Here is a 17,768-nt window from a genome sequence, read left to right as displayed (position 1 = left end):
ATCCGATCCGTATGCGGTGACGTACTTCATCGAAACCCGTGACGACACCGCAGATCGAACATCAAGCCTCCATGACAGCCGCCAGGGATAGCAATCCTCAGTCTCCCGCAATCGTGCTCTTTCGCCACGATCTGCGCCTTGGCGACAACCGCGCGTTGCGTGAAGCTGTCGACACCGGCAAGCCGCTTGTGCTGGTCTTCGTATTCGACGAGATGAGCGAAGGTATTCGCAAGATCGGCGGTGCCCGGCGCTGGTGGCTGCACCATTCGCTGGAAGCGCTGGCGAAATCCGTGAAGGATGTGGGCGGCAGTCTTATCCTGCGCGCCGGCCCTATGGCCGATGTGGTGCTCGACTTCGTCGAGGAAACGGGTGCCGACAGTGTTTTCTGGAACCGGCGCTACGACCCGTCTGCCATTCTCGCCGACAAGGAGATGAAGACCCGCCTCGAAGAACTGGACGTCGCGACAGCCAGCTTCGACGGGCATCTGTTGCACGAGCCATGGCGCATCAGCACCGGCTCCGGTGGCTTTTACAAAGTGTATACGCCATTTTGGCGTGCCCTCGCCGCCAGTGGCGATCCGCGCGAACCGGTTGCCCGACCGCAAAAACTCCGTCCCTTTGCCGGCAGTCTGAAATCGGATCGGCTTGCCGACTGGAAGCTTTTGCCGACGAAGCCCGACTGGGCCGGCGGCCTGCGCGATAGCTGGACACCCGGCGAAGACGGCGCGCACAATGCTCTGAACTTGTTTCTTTCTGGCCCGGTCGATGGCTATGGCGAAAACCGGGACCGACCCGACATGCCCTCGACGTCGCGCCTGTCACCGCATCTGGCGCATGGCGAGATTACGCCTTTCCAGATCTGGCACGCGCTCGAAACACGCAAGATCGATGCGCCTGCAAACGATATCGAAAAATTTCGCGAGGAGATCGCCTGGCGTGAGTTTTGCTATCATCTCCTGTTCCACAATCCCGATCTCGGCCGTACCAATTTCAACCGGGATTTCGACGCCTTTCCGTGGAAGCGGGGCAAGAAAGACCTCGAAGCCTGGCAAAAGGGCGAGACCGGATATCCGCTTATCGACGCAGGGATGCGCCAACTTTGGAAAACGGGCTGGCTGCACAACCGCGTGCGCATGGTCGCCGCCTCCTTCCTCGTCAAACATCTTCTTCAGGACTGGCGGCGCGGCGAGGAGTGGTTCTGGGATACGCTGGTGGACGCAGACCCTGCGAACAATACGGCGAACTGGCAATGGGTCGCCGGCTCAGGTGCCGACGCAGCGCCGTATTTCCGCGTGTTCAATCCCGTCCTGCAAAGCGTAAAGTTCGATCCAACGGCAGCTTATGTCCATGAATACGTGCCCGAACTGGCGAAGCTGACCGCGAAGGAAACCCATGAGCCTTGGAAAGTCTCCAAAGACGGACTTTCGAGGGGCGGGGTGAAACTCGGCGAGACTTATCCCGTAGCTGTAGTCGACCATGGCGAAGCACGCGATCGCGCACTCGAAGCCTATAAAGATATGCGAGGGAATTCATGAACATCGTCCCGATCAGCCGCACGGCGGACGGCCGCAGAAAGATTGCCGTCATCGGTTCGGGAATATCGGGCGCCTCCTCGGCCTGGGCCTTGCGCGAGGTCGCCGATGTCACACTGTTCGAAGCGGACCGGCGCGCCGGGGGGCACACCGCGACGGTCGATATCGACTATGACGGAACGCCGATTTCGGTGGATACCGGCTTCATCGTCTACAATGAGCACAATTATCACGACCTGACCGCCCTCTTCCGTCACCTCGACGTCGCCACGCATGAAAGCGACATGGGGTTTTCGCTGTCGCTCGATGGCGGCCGGCTGGAATGGAGCGGACAGAGCTATTCGGCGATCTTCGCGCAGCGGCGCAATCTCTTTTCCCCGCGCTTTTTGAAGATGCTCGGCGAAATCCTGCGCTTCAACAAGCAATGCGTCAGCGACCGCGATACGGGGCGGCTTGCCGGCATGACGATCGGCGATTACCTCGTCGCGCGGCGCTTCTCGCCCGGCTTTCGCGACAATTATCTGATCCCGATGGCGGCGGCGATCTGGTCGACCCCGCGCATCCGAATGCTCGACTATCCCGCATCGTCCTTCGTCAATTTTTTCCAGAACCATCGGCTGATCCATCACGAGAGGCCGAAATGGCGCACGGTAACGGGAGGCGCGAAGTCCTATCTGGAAAAGCTGCTCGCCCCACTTGGCGATCGCGTCAGGCTCGGCAGCCCGGTCGAGACCATCATTCGCGATTCCCTTGGTGTCACGATCTGGGCACATAACGCCGCGCCCGAGCGCTTCGATGCCGTCATCATCGCGGCCCATTCCGATCAGGCATTAAAAATGCTCGGCGACGCATCGCCGGTGGAGCGCGCCGTCCTCGGCGACATTTCATACCGGCCGAACCGCGTCGTGCTTCACCGCGACGAAAAGCTGATGCCGAAGCGCCGCGTCGCATGGTCGGCATGGAATTATCTGCGCGCGAGCGGCGACGAAGAGGAACGCGAGGTTTCCGTCACTTACTGGATGAACCGCTTGCAGGGCATCGATGCGAGAAAACCGCTTTTCGTGTCGCTCAATCCCACGTCGGAACCCGACCCTGAGACTATTTTCGGAGAATGGTCCTACGCGCATCCGCAATTCGACGCCCGCGCGCTCACCGCGCAATCGCGACTGGACGAGATTCAAGGTGCGCGCCACACATGGTTTGCCGGCGCATGGACGGGGAACGGGTTTCATGAAGACGGTCTGCGGTCGGGCCTCGATGCCGCTGCCGCGCTCGGTGCTATAATTCCGTGGGAACGCACCAACTCGAGCGACTTGTCCGAACTGCCCATGGCGGCCGAATAGGCAAAACGATGATCCGCAAGGAGCGCATCACGACAATGGCAGAAAACGGCGATACGCCGGGCGATGCCGTGTCGCTTTACGTCGGCGAGGTGATGCACGCGCGCCTGAAGCCCTTTGCGCACCGCTTTACCTATCGCGTGTTTTCGCTGCTGATCGATCTCGATCGACTGGACGAAGCGGATCGACGTAGCAGGCTTTTCGGCGTGGATCACGCCGCGCCCGTTTCGTTTCATCAACACGATCATGCGGATCGCGAAGGCGAAAATCTGCGCGCCAAGGCCGACCGGCTGCTTGCCGAAGCCGGCCTGCCGGTGCGAGCTGACCGAATCCTGCTTTTGGCCTATCCGCGCATTTTCGGATACGTCTTCAACCCGATCTCGGTCTATTTCGCCTATGACGACAAGGGTGCGCTCGTCGCCGCCATCTACGCGGTTCGCAACACATTCGGCGAACAGCACACTTATGTGGCCCGCGTAGAACCGGATGAGTTGACCGCGGCGGGTTTGCGACAGACACGAACCAAGATTTTCCACGTCTCGCCCTTCATCGACATGGGTGCGCGCTATCATTTTCGCCTGCTTCCCCCCGGCGAGGTCGTGCGATTGCGCATTCACGAGACCGAGGCGGGCGAGGCGCTTCTTTCGGCAACCTTTGCCGGCGAAGGTTGCCCCCTGACGACGCGATCTCTGGCGAACGTCCTCTTGCGCATTCCGCTGATGACATGGAAAGTGATCGCAGGGATACATTACGAAGCGCTCAAGCTTTGGTGGAAGGGTGCGCGTTTCCACACAAGCCCGCTGCCCGGCAAGCCGGTCAGCTTCCGGGATGAGGGCCCGGACATGACCGCTGCGGAGTGATGTGGATGCACGTTGGGAGTGAGGGATGAACGAAACCGCGACGATACCCGTCCGTCAGGACGCCGTCAGTCTCAGCGAAACGAATTTCGACGACGCGACACGCGACCTGCCGGCACGCGCGCGGCTGGCGCTTAAGGTCGGCATGGCGCTTCCATATGGTTCGCTCACCGTAGAGGTTCCCGAAGGATCGATCTTCAAGGTCGGCGGCAACGGACCGGGCCCCAACGCGGTCGTGCGGCTTAGAAACTGGAACCTCGTCACGCGCGCCTTTTCCGGCGCCACGATCGGCGTTGCCGAATCCTATATGGACGGCGACTGGGACAGTCCCGACATCACCACCTTCCTCGAACTCTTCGTCGTCAACGAGGAAGCGGGCGAGGTCGTCGCCGGCGGCACGAACTGGATGCTGACGCTCTTCCAGCGTCTGCGCCACTGGTTTCATCAGAACTCGCGTTCCGGCTCGAAGCGCAACATCGCCGCGCATTACGATCTCGGCAACGAATTTTATCGCGAATGGCTCGATCCTTCGATGACCTATTCGTCCGCGCTCTATGAAACGGGCGCGAACGATCTCGCCGGTGCGCAGGCGGAAAAATACCGCGCTCTCGTGCGCGATACCGGAATCGGTCCGAACGACCACGTTCTGGAAATCGGCTGCGGATGGGGCGGCTTTGCCGAGTTCGCCGCACGCGAGGTTGGTTGCAAGGTGACGGGCCTCACCATCAGCCGCGAGCAGCATGATTTCGCCCGTGCACGCATTCAAAAGGCTGGCCTTTCGGAAAAGGTCGACATCCGCTTTCAGGACTACCGCGACGAAACCGGGCTCTATGATCGCATCGCGTCGATCGAGATGTTCGAGGCCGTCGGCGAGAAATACTGGCCTATCTTCTTTTCCAAGCTGCACGACTGCCTGAAGCCGGGCGGCGCGGCCGGCATGCAGATCATCACGATCAAGGACCATATTTTTCCCAGCTATCGTGCGCGGCCGGACTTCATCCAGCGTTATGTCTTTCCCGGCGGCATGCTTCCGTCCCCGTCGATCCTGCGTTCTCTCGGCGCCGACCACGGACTGAAGCTCGCGGCAGAGCGTGTTTTCCCACAGGACTATGCTCGCACGCTCGCCGAATGGCGTGACCGCTTCCACGCCTCATGGCACCGCATTGTACCGCTGGGCTTCGACGAGCGTTTCAAGCGGCTATGGGAGTTTTACCTTCACTATTGCGAGGCCGGTTTCCGCGCCGAATATATCGATGTGCGGCAGGTCATCTACCGGAACTGATCACCGGACGAGATTAGGCAGAAGATAAAGCCCCATCACGAGCAATGCCGAAAAGAGCGCGGTTTTGAAACGCGCTTCCGACATGCGCCCCCTCACCTTTTGGCCGATCACCATGCCCGCGATCGCCGGAACGAGCGCAGCCAGAGAAAGCAGACCAAGGTCGGCATCGAGCAGACCGTTGCCGCCGAGCGCCAGCCCGAGCGCCAGTGTCGACAGCGTGAACAGGATGCCCATAGCCTGCACGAGGTCGTTGCGCGAAAGACCGATGGCCTGAAGATACATGACGCCCGGCACGACAAACGAACCCGTCATTCCGGTTAGAACGCCGTTTGCCGCCCCGAATGTCGGACCGAGCCATGATTGATGCGCGGCAGGTATCGCAAGCTTGAGGCCACTCAGACTGACGATGGCGTAAACGACGAGAAGGACACCGAGCAGCCCGCTCAGGAAGCCCGTCTCGAGGCGTGTCAGGGCCATGGCGCCGAACCAGATCATCAAGGTCGCCAACAGGAAGAACGGCGCGTGCCGACGCAGGATAGCGCCCGCATTTCCACCCGCCAGCGCCTGCCAGAGGTTCGTCGCAAAGGAGGGCACGAGAAGCAGCGCCATGGCCTGCGGCAGGCCGAGCGTGGCCGTCAAAAGCGCGAGCGAGACTGTCGGCAGACCAAGCCCAACGACGCCCTTGACGAAACCGGCGAGAAGGAATGTGGCCGCCACGGCCAGCAAAATACCCGCATCGAACATCGCACGTTCCCCTCCACCGCATCGGTCGAAACGATGGACCGATCATTCGCCATTGGCAAGACGATACGGTTGAGGTCGTTTATAGCGGCATTGGACAATCACGGACTCGTGAGGCCAAAAACCGCGCCAGACATACGGCCACCTAGATGCAGGCTACGAATACATAAATCCATCAAGAAGAGATATTGACCAATCAAAGCACCAAGATTTTCGTCCATGACACGTTTAATATTCATATTAATTTCTCATTAACGAAAAGTAGACACGGAGTGAATATATGAAACTATCTTTGCGTTCATGACGTTGCGTCATTGCAACCTAACCAAGGAGGAAGCAATGATAGCTTCGAAGTTGAAATATTTCAGCGCCGCTTCAGCCATTGTACTAGGCTCGAGCTTGGCATTCCCATCGATCAGCTACGCCAATCTGTGCGACCTTCCTGCGCGCTCTTTAAGTGCTGCGCAGATGCAGGCTATCGCAGAGAACGGATGCTTGCCTGAGAATGCCCCGTCGGCAATCAGCCGTGCCGGCAATCCGGGAACGCCAGGTAATCCGGGAAACCCCGGGAACCCGGGTAATCCCGGCAACCCAGGCAACCCAGGCAATCCGGGAACGCCCGGCACCCCGGGCGCTGAAGGCCCAGGCGGCGTCAATGTCGGCGTCGGCGGCGGTGCCGTCGATAATACCGGTGGCGTCAATGTCGGCGCGGGCAGCGGTGCTGCTTCCGGCAATACCGGCGGCGTCAACGCTGGTATCGGCACCGATGCCGGTGCAGGCAATACGGGCGGCGTCAATGTCGGAGCCGGCTCTGACGCGGCGTCCGGAAACACCGGCGGCGTCAATGCCGGAGTTGGCAGCGGTGCTGCGGCCGGTAACACCGGAGGTGTGAGCGTCGGTCTCGGCGATAATGCTGCAACCGGCAACACCGGCGGCATCAGCGCAGATATCGGCGGCGGCGGCACCGGCGCGGGCAGCAACAACAGTGGCGGCATCGGCGTCGGTCTCGGCGGCGAAGGCGGCATTGGCGTCAGTGTCGGCCGCGGTGGCATCGGTGCCAGCATAGGGGGCAACGATATCGGCCTCGGTGGTGGCAGTGGCGGAAGCAGTGGCGAAGGCCGCGGCGGGCTGTCCCGCAACTAACCATTCGCCAAAGACAGGCAGATCACCTTCCAGGTGAGAGGTCTGATCGTTCGGGAAATCGACTCTCGATTCGGCCTGAAGAGCGCCCGCCGTCCTATCGACGGCGGGCGTTCGCTCGACTGGCTTAAAGCGTGATGCGGTAGCGTGCGAACCCGTTTTCGCCCTTGCCCGCTTCCTCGATCGAAACGCCTTCGACCTCGTCCATGAACGCACGCGCCTTCGGGCCTGTGTCGAACACGACGGTCGTTCCCTCCATCGGCGCGAAGGCCCAGTTCGCATCGGCAGCCGGATTGATCGTGCCTTCCTCGACAATGTAGCGCACGATCACATCGCGATTGGTGTCCGGCGCTTCGTAGACGACCTTGTCGGGACCGATCTCTGGGAAACTCCCGCCGCCGCTCGCGCGGTAATTGTTGGTCGCAACCACGAATCGCGCCTGCGGGTCGATCGGCTGTCCGTCGAACTGGAGATCGACAATACGGCTGGCATCGGCATTTACGGCCTCGCCGTCGCTATCGTATTTCGCAGGCTGCGACAGGTCGATCCGGTAATTCACCCCGTCGATCACATCGAAATTGTAGGACGGAAACCCTGCGTTGATCAGCGGAGCGTCCTGCGCGCCCGGCTCTATCTTATTGAACATGCCCGCCGACATCTCCAGCCATTCCTTGACCTGCGCGCCAGTGACGACCACGGCCTGCACGGTGTTGGGGTAAAGATAAAGGTCCGCCACATTGCGGATCGCAACATCACCGGCCGGAACGTCCGTATAATAATCCGGGCCGCCGCGCCCGCCAGACTTGAACGGCGCTGCCGCCGAAAGCACCGGCAGATCGGCATATTCGGAATTCGCCAGCATGTCGGTGATGTACCAGATCTGCGCCTGGCTTACGATCTGAACGGACGGGTCGTCGGCAACCAGCGCGAAATAGGAATGCAATGGCGCTTCGGTTTGCCCGACGGGCGTGTTGACATAGGCTATGGTCGCCTCATGGTCTTCGCGAACGGCGTCTTCCACTTCCACCTTGCTCTCAACGAGCGGATTGACCTGCCTTTCGACCCGCTCGAAAATCGGCCGCGCCTCGCTGGTGTGCGAGACGACATGCCAGCTATCGCCTTCGCGCTCCAGAAGCAGGTCGATCAGGCCAAGATGCGAGCCCCAGAACCCGGCCATGACGGCCGGCTTGCCGTTGATCGTGCCGGCTTCGTTGTCGACGCTGTCGACATCGTCGAAGTCCGAACCGGGAAAGACGAGATGGCTGTGACCGGTCACGATCGCGTCGACGCCTTCGATACCGGCGACCAGATACGCCGCGTTTTCAAGATTCTCCTGATATTCGGTTGGCCCGACACCGGAATGCGAAAGCACGATGACGATGTCCGCGCCCTCCTCTCGCACCTTCGGCACCCAGGCTTCGGCTGCCTTGACGATGTCGCGTGCTTCGACCTTGCCGTCGAGATGCCGCACATCCCAGTTCATGATCTGGGGCGGCACGAAACCGATGAGACCGATACGGATCGGGTGTTCCTCGCCCGCCCCGTCGGTCACTGTGCGGTCGAGAATGACGAATGGCTCCATCAAAAGGTCGTCGTCGAGCGGGTCTTCGGCAAGCGTTCCATTGGCGACGTTGGCGCATACGAACGGAAAATTCGCGCCGGCCAGCACCTTGTCCATGAATTCGAGCCCGTAATTGAACTCGTGATTGCCGAGCGTCGAGCAGTCGAAATCGAGCGCGTTCATCGCCTTGATGATCGGGTGAACGTCGCCGTCCTCCATGCCGCGCTCATAGGCGTAATAGTCGCCCATCGGGTTACCCTGAAGGAAATCACCGTTGTCGACGAGGAGCGCGTTGGTCGCCTCGGCGCGGATTTCGTCGATGATCGAGGCCGTGCGCGCAACGCCCATCGTGTCGTTTTCCTGATCGGAATAGTAGTCGTAAGGGAAAACATGGACGTGAAGATCGGTCGTTTCCATGATCCGCAGATGCGCCTGATTTTCCTGCGCGCGCGCCGAAAACGGATGCAGCATGACGGCTGCGCCCGTGGCGGCGGTGCCTGCAAGAAAAGTGCGGCGGGAAACGGCGAGGGATGTCGCGGTCATCTCGTTCTCCAGTCAGGTGAAATGTCCTCGGTGGTTTTGCGAACGGACGCACTGTCGCCTTCGCCCGCGCGCCAGTCCACCAACTTTTCATGACGGGCGGGCGACGACGCGAACGACGCTGGGTCAGCCGAGTTCGGGATCGATCCCCATATGGGTGCGATCGATCACCTCGCGCAGCGCGAAGGACGAATTGATTTTCGTCACATGCGGCATCGCCGTCAGCCAATCGCGGTGGATGCGCTCGTAATCGGCAAGGTCGCGTGCCGCGATGCGCAGCACGTAGTCATATTCGCCCGACATCAGATGACACGACAGGATGTTGGGGCAGCGCTTCACCGCGGCCTCGAAATCGGCCAGCGTCTTTGCGAACTGGCCCGACAGCGAGATATGGACGATCGCCGTCATCATGTGGCCGAGCGCGGCGTTGGAAAGACGCGCGTGATAGCCGTGCACGACCCCTTCCTTTTCAAGAATATCGAGCCGGCGCGAACACGCCGATTGTGACAGGCCGACCCGCTCGGCCAGTGCGGCATTGGAAATCCGTCCTTCGGCCTGCAGCGCCTCCAAAATGGCGACATCCGTCTTATCGAGTTTCATTTGCAGAGAAATCACCGAATAATTGTGTATATCGCGCAATTTTGCACGAAATTCATGCCTTGTCATGCTCGCTCGCGCAAACACGTTCGACGCTTGTTGCGTTAAACTCTCTAAAAACGAAACACTGGGAGACTTTCATGCGCGTCGGCTGTCCGAAAGAAATCAAGAATCACGAATACCGCGTCGGCCTGACGCCCGGTTCTGTCCGTGAATATTCCGCCCACGGCCATGACGTGCTGGTCGAAACCGGCGCGGGCGCGGGCATCGGTGCGGATGACAACGCCTATCGCGCAGCCGGCGCGACGATTGCGAAGACGGCGGCTGAAGTCTTTGCGAAATCTGACATGGTCGTGAAGGTCAAGGAGCCGCAGCCGTCTGAATGGGTGCAGCTTCGCCCGGACCAGATTCTCTATACCTATCTCCACCTCGCCCCCGATCCGGCGCAGACCAAAGGACTGGTGGAATCCGGCGTCACCGCCGTTGCCTATGAGACCGTCACTGACGATCGCGGCGGACTGCCGCTGCTTGCACCGATGTCGGAAGTCGCAGGCCGCCTGTCGATCCAGGCCGGCGCGACCGCGCTCCAGAAGGCAAATGGCGGCCGCGGCGTTCTGCTCGGCGGGGTGCCTGGCGTTCTGCCCGGCAAGGTTACAGTGATCGGCGGCGGCGTCGTTGGCCTGCACGCTGCAAAGATGGCGGTCGGCCTTGGTGCGGACGTGACGATCCTTGACCGCTCGATCCCACGCCTGCGCCAGCTTGACGATATTTTCAACGGACGCGTCCATACCCGTTATTCCACGGTCGAGGCGCTGGAAGAGGAATGCTTCTCCGCCGACATCGTCGTCGGTGCCGTGCTCATTCCCGGCGCGGCCGCGCCTAAACTCGTCACGCGCGAGATGCTGTCCGGCATGAAAAAGGGCGCGGTGCTGGTCGACGTCGCCATAGATCAGGGCGGCTGCTTCGAGACCTCGCACGCCACGACGCATGCCGAGCCGACCTATGAAGTCGACGGCATCATCCACTATTGCGTGGCGAATATGCCGGGCGCGGTGCCGGTCACGTCGGCGCATGCGCTCAACAACGCCACGCTTCACTATGGCTTGCAGCTTGCAGATCGCGGCCTTAAGGCGATCCTCGATGACCGCCATTTGCGCAACGGTCTCAACGTCCACAAGGGGCGCATCACGAACGCACCGGTCGCTGAAGCGCTTGGCTACGAGATGGTCGAGCCGCAAAAGGCGCTCGCAGCCTGATCCTTCCACCACCTGTATGAATGAACGGCCGGTCGCACGATCGGCTGTTTTCGTTTGCGTGTCACAGCACCGTTACATGCCCGCCTTACCTAAGCGCGGACATTCCTTCTCAAACGGACGACGCCCCATGAACACGCTCAAAATCCTTTCGACCACGGCCATCGCGGTAACGATGATGCTCGGCGCCGTTCAGGCGCAGGATTACGTTGCGCCATTCGCCTACCCGCAGCCGGAAGAGAAAGGCGAGTTCAACACGCTGATCGAGATTCCGGCCGGCGAAATCACGAAATACGAGGTCGATGCCGATACGGGCCATCTGATCGTCGACCGCTACATGTCAATGCCGGTCGCCTACCCGACGAATTACGGCTCGATCCCGTCGTCACTCGGCGGTGACGGCGATCCGCTCGACGCGCTGGTCATCACGCGCGTTCCGGTCGTGCCGGGCGCGATGATCCGCGTGCGCGCCATCGGCATCATGAAGATGATCGACGGCGGCGAACAGGACGACAAGATCGTCGCCGTGCCGGTTTCGGACGTCGACCCGACCTATGACGCGATCCGTGAGATGGACGACCTGCCGGAGATGGAGCGCAATCGTCTCGAAGCCTTCTTCCGCGTTTATAAAGACCTTCCCGAAGGCTCGAAGGTCATCGAACTCGGCGGCTACGACACGGCCGAAGCTGCCAATACGGCGATCAGCGAAGCGATCTCGAACTACCGCGCGCAGGCCGGCGAGTAACGTTCACGCCCACGGCTCGACGTCTTCTTCGTCGAAGCCGTAGGGCGCAAAGCCCATGCGCTGGTAGAGTTGCAGCGCGCGCGGGCTGTCGAGCGTGTTGGTATGGATCACGAGCCGTGCCGGTTCGTGATCCCAGGCGGCGTGAATGGCTTCCGACAGGAAGAATTTCGCCAGCCCCCGCCCCTGAAATTCGGAGATCAAGCCGAAATAGAGAATCTCTGCTTCGCCGGGCAACTGCGCCAGATCGAGTTCGCAAAAACCAGCCGGCGCGCCGTCGACATAAAGCACGTCGATCTGCGTCGTCGCAGCATGAATCGCTTCGGAAAGCTCAGTGTCACCGTCATCACGGCGCAAAAGCCAGTGATGCGGCTTCCCCACTTCCCGGTAAAGATAGCGATAGAAGGAAATAGGAATCCTTGCCGGCCGCATCAGCGCCACCCGCTGGCCGTGCGGCATCGCGACCCGCGTGGCAGGCCGCTCCAGCATTTCCAAATGTGTGATGCGGGCGTGGAGCGTCACGATCCGGTTTCGACCGGCGTATCCGACCGGCCGCCCCATTCGGTCCAGGAGCCGTCATAAAGCCTGTTGTTACGATGACCTACCGATTCCAGCGCCAATGTGATGACCGCAGCAGTCACGCCGGACCCGCAACTCGTCACGACGGGCCTATCGAGATCGACACCTTTTTCGTGAAGAAGGTCACGCAATTCATTGACCGGAAGAAGCTTTCCGTCTTTCGACAGTCCCGTGGCCGGAACGTTCACCGCACCGGGGATATGACCGGAGCGCATGCCTGCGCGCGGTTCAGGATCGGTGCCGGCAAACCGACCGGCAGGGCGCGCGTCGGCGATCTGGCTCGATTTTGACGCCGCGATCGCGCGCATATTGTCGAGCGACGCCACGCGTGCCTCATCCAGCTTCGCATCGAAGAAGGACGGCGCGATCTTGGTCGGCTCGCTTGTCACGGGACGGTCATCCGCCTTCCAGCGGTCCAAACCGCCGTCCAGCACATAGACTTCCTTTGCGCCCATGACGCGGAACATCCACCACACGCGCGGTGCGGAAAACATGCCCGGACCGTCATAAACGACGATGGTGTCGTCAGTGGAGATGCCCATCGAACTTGCGAACTGCCCGAAAATCTCTTCCGACGGCAGCGTATGGGGCAGTTCGGCTCCCGGTTGAACCACGAGATCCTGATCGAAAAACACCGCGCCGGGAACGTGCCCGGCATCGTATTCGGCCTTCGCATCGCGCTTTTGTGCCGGCAGATACCAGGACGCATCGACGATCGAGACACCCGGCTTGCCGATCCGGCTTTCGAGCCAGTCGAAATCGACGACGAACGGACTGGTTTCCATCTGATTTTTTCCTTCAGGCTGGCATCGGACCGAAGCGAAGGCGAAAGCGGCGATTCTCCCGGCCCTTCTTCTCGATCTTGCCGATATGCATTTCGCCGATCTCGCCCGTCGAGCGGACATGCGTGCCGCCACAAGGCTGGCTGTCGATTGCCCCATCCTCGCCGATAAGGACGAGTCGGATACGTCCGGTCCCCATCGGTGGACGCACATTCTTCGATTTTACCAACGATGGATTGGCGGCCAATTCGTCATCGCCGATCCAGCGATAGGAAACGGCATGATCGGCAGTTATCAGCGCCATCAGCTTCGCCGTTACGTCTTCTTTCGTGAATCCGGCATCCGGCAGATCGAAATCGACGCGGCTGTCTTCTTCTGAAACGGCCGCTCCGGTGATCGGATAGGGGCAGATCGTCGTGAGCAGATGGCAGGCGGTATGCATACGCATCAGCTTGAACCGCCGGTCCCAGTCGATCGCAAGCTTCACCGCCTCGCCTTCGGCCGGCAAAGGCTGCCCGGGAGCGGGAACGTGGATGATTTCGTCCTTCGTCGCACCCGTGATCGTGCCTGCAATCTCGATTGCCTCACCGTTCGCGCGCGTGATCCGGCCGGTATCGCCCGGTTGGCCGCCGGATGTCGCGTAGAAGATCGTCCGGTCGAGCAGAATGCCACCACGGTCGTTGACGGCAACCACATGCGCCTCCGCCTCGCGCAGATAGGCGTCCTCGCGAAACAACGCCTCGGTGGTCGCCATTTACGCGACGTCCTCGAATGGTATCTCGATCCGGCTCTTTTCTTCCATCCAGCCCGGAACCGGCAGGTTCTTGGAGCGCAGGAAGTCCGGATTGAACATCTTCGACTGGTAGCGCGTGCCATAATCGCAAAGGATGGTCACGATCGTATGCCCCGGCCCCATTTCCTTCGCCATGCGGATCGCACCGGCGATGTTGATGCCACTGGAGCCGCCAAGGCACATGCCCTCTTCCTGCACGAGGTCGAAGACGATCGGCAACGCTTCATCGTCCGGGATCTGGTACGAGAAGTCGGGTGTAAATCCCTCCAGATTGGCCGTGATACGCCCCTGGCCGATGCCTTCGGTGATCGAGGAGCCTTCAGATTTCAGTTCGCCTTGCGTGTAAAAGCTGTAGAGCGCCGCACCCAGCGGATCGGCGAGCGCGACCTTCACTCCATTGCTTTTCTGGCGCAGTCCAGCCGCAACGCCTGCCAGCGTCCCGCCCGTACCGACGGCCGAAACGAAACCGTCGACCTTGCCGCTCGTCTGCTCCCAGATCTCAACCGCCGTCGTCTCGACATGACCGTCGCGGTTGGCGACGTTGTCGAACTGGTTGGCCCAGATCGCGCCGTTCGGTTCGGTTTTGGCAAGCTGTTCGGCAAGACGACCAGAAACCTTCACGTAATTGTTCGGGTTCTTGTAGGGCACCGCCGGAACTTCGATCAGCTCGGCGCCGAGAACGCGCAGCGCGTCTTTCTTTTCCTGGCTCTGCGTTTCGGGAATGACGATCACGGTCCGATAGCCGAGCGCCTTTGCGACGACGGTCAGTCCGATGCCCGTATTGCCGGCCGTTCCCTCGACGATCACGCCGCCCGGCTTCAGCAGCCCTTTCTTCTCCGCATCGCGGATAATGAACAGCCCTGCCCGGTCCTTGACCGACTGGCCCGGATTCATGAATTCCGCCTTACCGAGAATGGTGCATCCGGTTTCCTCGGATGCGCGCTTGAGCTTGATCAGCGGCGTGTTGCCGATGACATCGATGACGGTGCGGTCCATGAAACGAAATCCTCGAATGTTATGGCTTCGAAACTAGGAACCGGCAGACAGGCTGGCAAGGACTGAATTGGGGATTGGAGCCGTTCGCTCGTTCTTTTGGGCGTGATCCGAAGAGGCTTGCGCGACGTATTGCACGCATGGTGCGCACGAACCGCATTGAATCGGATCGGGGTCGCTCTTATTGAAGGGCAAATGGCAGCGGGCGAAAGATGACGGCTGAGACAATCGACACGATCGACGTGCTGATGGCGCGCTATGTTGCGGGGTCGCTTCCCTATCCCGCCCATGTGCTGGTCAGCGCCCATCTGGAAATCACGCGCGCCAATCACGGCTTCGTCGCCGGATTGGAGGATATGGCGGGCGACGCGCTGCAATCGGCCGATGCACTCCCGCTGACGCAGCGGTCGGACCGGCTGTCGGCGATTTTCGAAGGCGCTCCGGCAAGCGATGTAATGCCGTCACCACCTGCAAGCGGTGCGTTTCCCGCTGCCCTTCGCGACTTCGTCGGTTTCGACGAAACGAACATTCCATGGCGCACGAAGATGCCCGGCTTTCGCGAGTTCGAATTCGAATCGGACGGTTGCCATGCGTCCATCTACTGGATCAAGCCGGGCCGCAAGATTCCCGCCCATACCCATGAGGGACAGGAACTGACCCTCATTCTGGACGGCGCTTTCGCAGACGGCCACGGACGTTACGGTCGCGGCGATATCGCGATTGCCGACGACACCATCGACCACCGCCCGATCGCCGAAACCGAACGCCCCTGCATCTGCTTTGCCGTCACCGACGCGCCGTTGCGGTTGACCGGGCCGCTGGGGCAGCGGCTCGGCGATATTCTGGGTTTTTGACCGATGAGCCTTTATCGAGCCAGGCCGCAGGACGGCGTTGCATGGATAACGGGCGCTTCGACCGGTATCGGCCGGCAGGTCGCGATCGACCTTGCTCACGAAGGCTATGTCGTTGCGATCACCGCGCGTGACGACGACAAGCTCGAAGAGGTCGTCGTAGCTGCGTCCGGTGCAAAAGGGCGCGTCGTCCCGATCATTTGCGATGTCACGGACGATCGCGCGATGGAAGAGGCGGTCGCGCGGATCGAGCAGGAACTCGGACCAATCGTGCTCGCGATCTTCAATGCCGGCACCTATTCGCCGACGCTTGGCGAGCGGCTCGAAACGCACAATTTCCATTCCGTCTTCACGGTCAATCTGTTCGGCGTCGTGAACGGGCTGGTGCCCGTGGCCGACCGCATGCGCGATCGCGGCTTTGGCCAGATCGCGATCACCGGCTCGGTCACCGCCTATTTCGGCCTGCCTTCCGCTGCTGCCTACGGCGCGACGAAAGCTGCGCTCAACAACATGGCGCGCGGCCTGAAATACGATTTCGACAAGCTCAACATTCGAATCCAGATGTTCAATCCCGGCTTCGTCGATACGCCGCTGACGGCAAAAAACAAGTTTCCGATGCCCGCGCTGATGCCGGTCGAAAAGGCCGCCGAGCGCTATATCGCTGGCCTGAAGCACGGCGGCTTCGAGGTGACGTTCCCGCGTCGCCTCTCCTGGCTTCTCAAGGCTTTCTCGTATCTACCTGAATCGCTTTATTATATGATTGTTCGCAAAGCGACCGGATGGGACAAAAGACGTGTTGCGTCCGGTAAGGACAACCGCCGTATGCCGGGCTGATTTTCAGGCCTCGATGCTGGCCCGAAGGTCGGTTTGCGCAATTTCATCGAGCGGAAAATTCCACATTAACGCAATCGCGACGAGCTTCAGCGCCACCGGCACCCAGGCGTAGATTACCGCCAGTGCCGTCAGCGCGGTTGCGTCATTGTCACCGCCGGCCGCAAATCCAAAATAGGCAAGCAGCGGAAAGGCGATGCCGACCGCCAGCGCCAGCGCCAGTTTGGTGGCAAGGCTCCATGCCGCGAAATAGAGCGCGGACCGCTGTTCGCCGGACGCGGCGGTGTCCACGTCGATGACATCGGCCTGTATGGCGGCCGGCAGCGCGAGGTCGAAACCGAGCGTCAGTCCCGTTGCCAAAGCCAGCGCGCCGAAAGCGATCCAGTCGCCCTCGGCTATCAGTGGCGCGAATGCGAAGACGGCGCATGTGAAAAGCATCGCGAGGCACCAGGCGCGATGCTTGCCGAACCGTTTCGCCGCCGCCAGCGCCAGCGGCATTCCGGCAATGCCAGCGAGAAAGTAGGTGAAGAGAAGCGGCCCGCGCATCTCCGGCAGGCCGAGGCGATCGGAAATGAAGTAGAGAAAAAGCGTTGCAGGAATGCCGTTGGCCAGCCCGTTGATGAGAAACGCGGCGATGAGGCGCAGGAACGGACCGTTGCGCGCCATATGCGCCAAGCCCTCGCGAAGTTTCAGGCGGGTGCGCGAATATTCGCGCGGCTCGGGCACGCGCCAGACTGTCAGCCCGCCGAACAGAACCAACATCGCGGCGACGGCAAGTCCGAGAACGGCAAGGCCATGCAGCCCCTCGGCGCTTTCCATGCCGACGGTGAACGGCAAAGCGACGGCGATCAAGGTTCCGATGAGCGTAAACCCTTCGCGAAAGCCTGCCACGCGCGACCGCTCCCTATAGTCGCCAGCCATCTCCGCGCCCCATGAGGTCAGCGGGATGATCGCCATCGTATAGCCGAGCGACAGCACCGCGCCCCAGACGATGAGATAGGCAGCACCCGCATTGGCGGGCGGCCAGAACAGCATGACGACCGAGAGCGCCGCGACCGGAAGCGACAGAAGAAACAGCGCGCGCCGCCGGCCCATGCGCGGGTGCCAGCGATCGGCGCTCCACCCGACCAGCGGATCGCTCACTGCGTCGAACAGGCGAACGGCAAGAAGCGCCGTCCCGACGACAGCCAGCGGCAATCCGAGCGTTTCGGCATAGAAGGTCGGCACGATGATGTAGAGAGGCAGCGTCAGTGCCGCCAGCGGGATTGCGGGCAGCGCGTAGAAGATCAGTCGTGATGTGGGAATGCGCATGCATAACGCCCTGAGACGAGAACTCTCAGACATCTACGTTGCA

At 61.0% G+C, this 17,768-nt stretch carries 17 protein-coding genes; 9 read left to right on the top strand and 8 right to left on the bottom strand.

Annotation, left to right across the window (positions count from 1 at the left end):
• Positions 1 to 71 precede the first annotated feature (71 nt).
• Genes ACX82Z_RS06415 through ACX82Z_RS06400 form a run of 4 tightly spaced genes read left to right on the top strand, consistent with a single transcriptional unit; the run spans position 72 to position 5,011 of the window.
• Positions 72 to 1,535, top strand: a complete 1,464-nt coding sequence (locus tag ACX82Z_RS06415; RefSeq protein WP_459587349.1) for a cryptochrome/photolyase family protein — start codon at positions 72 to 74, stop codon at positions 1,533 to 1,535.
• Positions 1,532 to 2,875 (top strand): NAD(P)/FAD-dependent oxidoreductase, encoded by a 1,344-nt coding sequence (locus ACX82Z_RS06410; protein WP_459587348.1) that lies wholly within the window; start codon positions 1,532 to 1,534, stop codon positions 2,873 to 2,875. Before ACX82Z_RS06415 ends, ACX82Z_RS06410 begins: the two co-directional genes overlap by 4 nt.
• A gap of 8 nt (positions 2,876 to 2,883) precedes the next feature.
• Positions 2,884 to 3,732, top strand: a complete 849-nt coding sequence (locus ACX82Z_RS06405; RefSeq protein WP_459587346.1) for a DUF1365 domain-containing protein — start codon at positions 2,884 to 2,886, stop codon at positions 3,730 to 3,732.
• A gap of 25 nt (positions 3,733 to 3,757) precedes the next feature.
• Positions 3,758 to 5,011 carry a class I SAM-dependent methyltransferase gene (locus ACX82Z_RS06400; protein WP_459587345.1) on the top strand — a complete coding sequence of 418 codons (1,254 nt, stop codon included), beginning with the start codon at positions 3,758 to 3,760 and terminating at the stop codon, positions 5,009 to 5,011.
• Here ACX82Z_RS06400 and ACX82Z_RS06395 read toward each other — a convergent pair whose 3' ends face one another.
• Positions 5,012 to 5,755 (bottom strand): sulfite exporter TauE/SafE family protein, encoded by a 744-nt coding sequence (locus tag ACX82Z_RS06395; RefSeq protein WP_459587342.1) that lies wholly within the window; start codon positions 5,753 to 5,755, stop codon positions 5,012 to 5,014.
• Positions 5,756 to 6,247: 492 nt separating this feature from the next.
• On the opposite strand from ACX82Z_RS06395, the gene ACX82Z_RS06390 reads away from it, so the two are divergent.
• Positions 6,248 to 6,895: a hypothetical protein gene (locus ACX82Z_RS06390; RefSeq protein WP_459587341.1), complete on the top strand. Its 648-nt coding sequence runs from the start codon at positions 6,248 to 6,250 to the stop codon at positions 6,893 to 6,895.
• Positions 6,896 to 7,019: 124 nt separating this feature from the next.
• Here the strand turns inward: ACX82Z_RS06390 and ACX82Z_RS06385 are convergent, their stop codons facing one another.
• The gene (locus ACX82Z_RS06385) at positions 7,020 to 8,996 is read right to left on the bottom strand and encodes a bifunctional 2',3'-cyclic-nucleotide 2'-phosphodiesterase/3'-nucleotidase (RefSeq protein ID WP_459587339.1); all 1,977 of its coding nucleotides are present in this window, start codon (positions 8,994 to 8,996) and stop codon (positions 7,020 to 7,022) included.
• Positions 8,997 to 9,119: 123 nt separating this feature from the next.
• Positions 9,120 to 9,593, bottom strand: a complete 474-nt coding sequence (locus ACX82Z_RS06380) for an Lrp/AsnC family transcriptional regulator (RefSeq protein ID WP_459587337.1) — start codon at positions 9,591 to 9,593, stop codon at positions 9,120 to 9,122.
• Between the two features lie 137 nt (positions 9,594 to 9,730).
• Here ACX82Z_RS06380 and ald point away from each other — a divergent pair, with 137 nt between their 5' ends.
• Together ald and ACX82Z_RS06370 are read left to right on the top strand one after the other, a co-directional pair.
• On the top strand, positions 9,731 to 10,846 hold the full coding sequence (ald, locus tag ACX82Z_RS06375; RefSeq protein WP_459587336.1) for an alanine dehydrogenase: 1,116 nt from the start codon (positions 9,731 to 9,733) through the stop codon (positions 10,844 to 10,846).
• A 127-nt stretch (positions 10,847 to 10,973) separates the two neighbouring features.
• Positions 10,974 to 11,588: an inorganic diphosphatase gene (locus ACX82Z_RS06370; RefSeq protein WP_459587334.1), complete on the top strand. Its 615-nt coding sequence runs from the start codon at positions 10,974 to 10,976 to the stop codon at positions 11,586 to 11,588.
• 3 nt (positions 11,589 to 11,591) lie between these two features.
• Here the strand turns inward: ACX82Z_RS06370 and ACX82Z_RS06365 are convergent, their stop codons facing one another.
• From ACX82Z_RS06365 to ACX82Z_RS06350, 4 genes are read right to left on the bottom strand one after another with little or no spacing between them, the layout of a single operon-like run.
• The gene (locus tag ACX82Z_RS06365) at positions 11,592 to 12,146 is read right to left on the bottom strand and encodes a GNAT family N-acetyltransferase (protein ID WP_459587332.1); all 555 of its coding nucleotides are present in this window, start codon (positions 12,144 to 12,146) and stop codon (positions 11,592 to 11,594) included.
• Positions 12,104 to 12,949 (bottom strand): 3-mercaptopyruvate sulfurtransferase, encoded by an 846-nt coding sequence (gene sseA / locus ACX82Z_RS06360; protein WP_459587330.1) that lies wholly within the window; start codon positions 12,947 to 12,949, stop codon positions 12,104 to 12,106. Before sseA ends, ACX82Z_RS06365 begins: the two co-directional genes overlap by 43 nt.
• 13 nt (positions 12,950 to 12,962) lie before the next feature.
• On the bottom strand, positions 12,963 to 13,700 hold the full coding sequence (locus tag ACX82Z_RS06355; protein ID WP_459587328.1) for an alanyl-tRNA editing protein: 738 nt from the start codon (positions 13,698 to 13,700) through the stop codon (positions 12,963 to 12,965).
• Positions 13,701 to 14,735: a cysteine synthase A gene (locus tag ACX82Z_RS06350; protein WP_459587327.1), complete on the bottom strand. Its 1,035-nt coding sequence runs from the start codon at positions 14,733 to 14,735 to the stop codon at positions 13,701 to 13,703.
• Between the two features lie 209 nt (positions 14,736 to 14,944).
• Here ACX82Z_RS06350 and ACX82Z_RS06345 point away from each other — a divergent pair, with 209 nt between their 5' ends.
• Both ACX82Z_RS06345 and ACX82Z_RS06340 read left to right on the top strand, forming a co-directional pair.
• On the top strand, positions 14,945 to 15,586 hold the full coding sequence (locus ACX82Z_RS06345) for a ChrR family anti-sigma-E factor (RefSeq protein WP_459587326.1): 642 nt from the start codon (positions 14,945 to 14,947) through the stop codon (positions 15,584 to 15,586).
• 3 nt (positions 15,587 to 15,589) lie between these two features.
• Positions 15,590 to 16,417 carry an SDR family NAD(P)-dependent oxidoreductase gene (locus ACX82Z_RS06340; RefSeq protein ID WP_459587324.1) on the top strand — a complete coding sequence of 276 codons (828 nt, stop codon included), beginning with the start codon at positions 15,590 to 15,592 and terminating at the stop codon, positions 16,415 to 16,417.
• Positions 16,418 to 16,420: 3 nt separating this feature from the next.
• Here ACX82Z_RS06340 and ACX82Z_RS06335 read toward each other — a convergent pair whose 3' ends face one another.
• Positions 16,421 to 17,725 (bottom strand): MFS transporter, encoded by a 1,305-nt coding sequence (locus ACX82Z_RS06335; RefSeq protein WP_459587322.1) that lies wholly within the window; start codon positions 17,723 to 17,725, stop codon positions 16,421 to 16,423.
• Positions 17,726 to 17,768 lie beyond the last annotated feature (43 nt).

The sequence above is a fragment of the Aliihoeflea sp. PC F10.4 genome, from assembly GCF_054612275.1.
The sequence above is the reverse complement of the archived record's forward strand: the minus strand, read 5'-3'. Positions and strand labels throughout refer to the sequence as shown.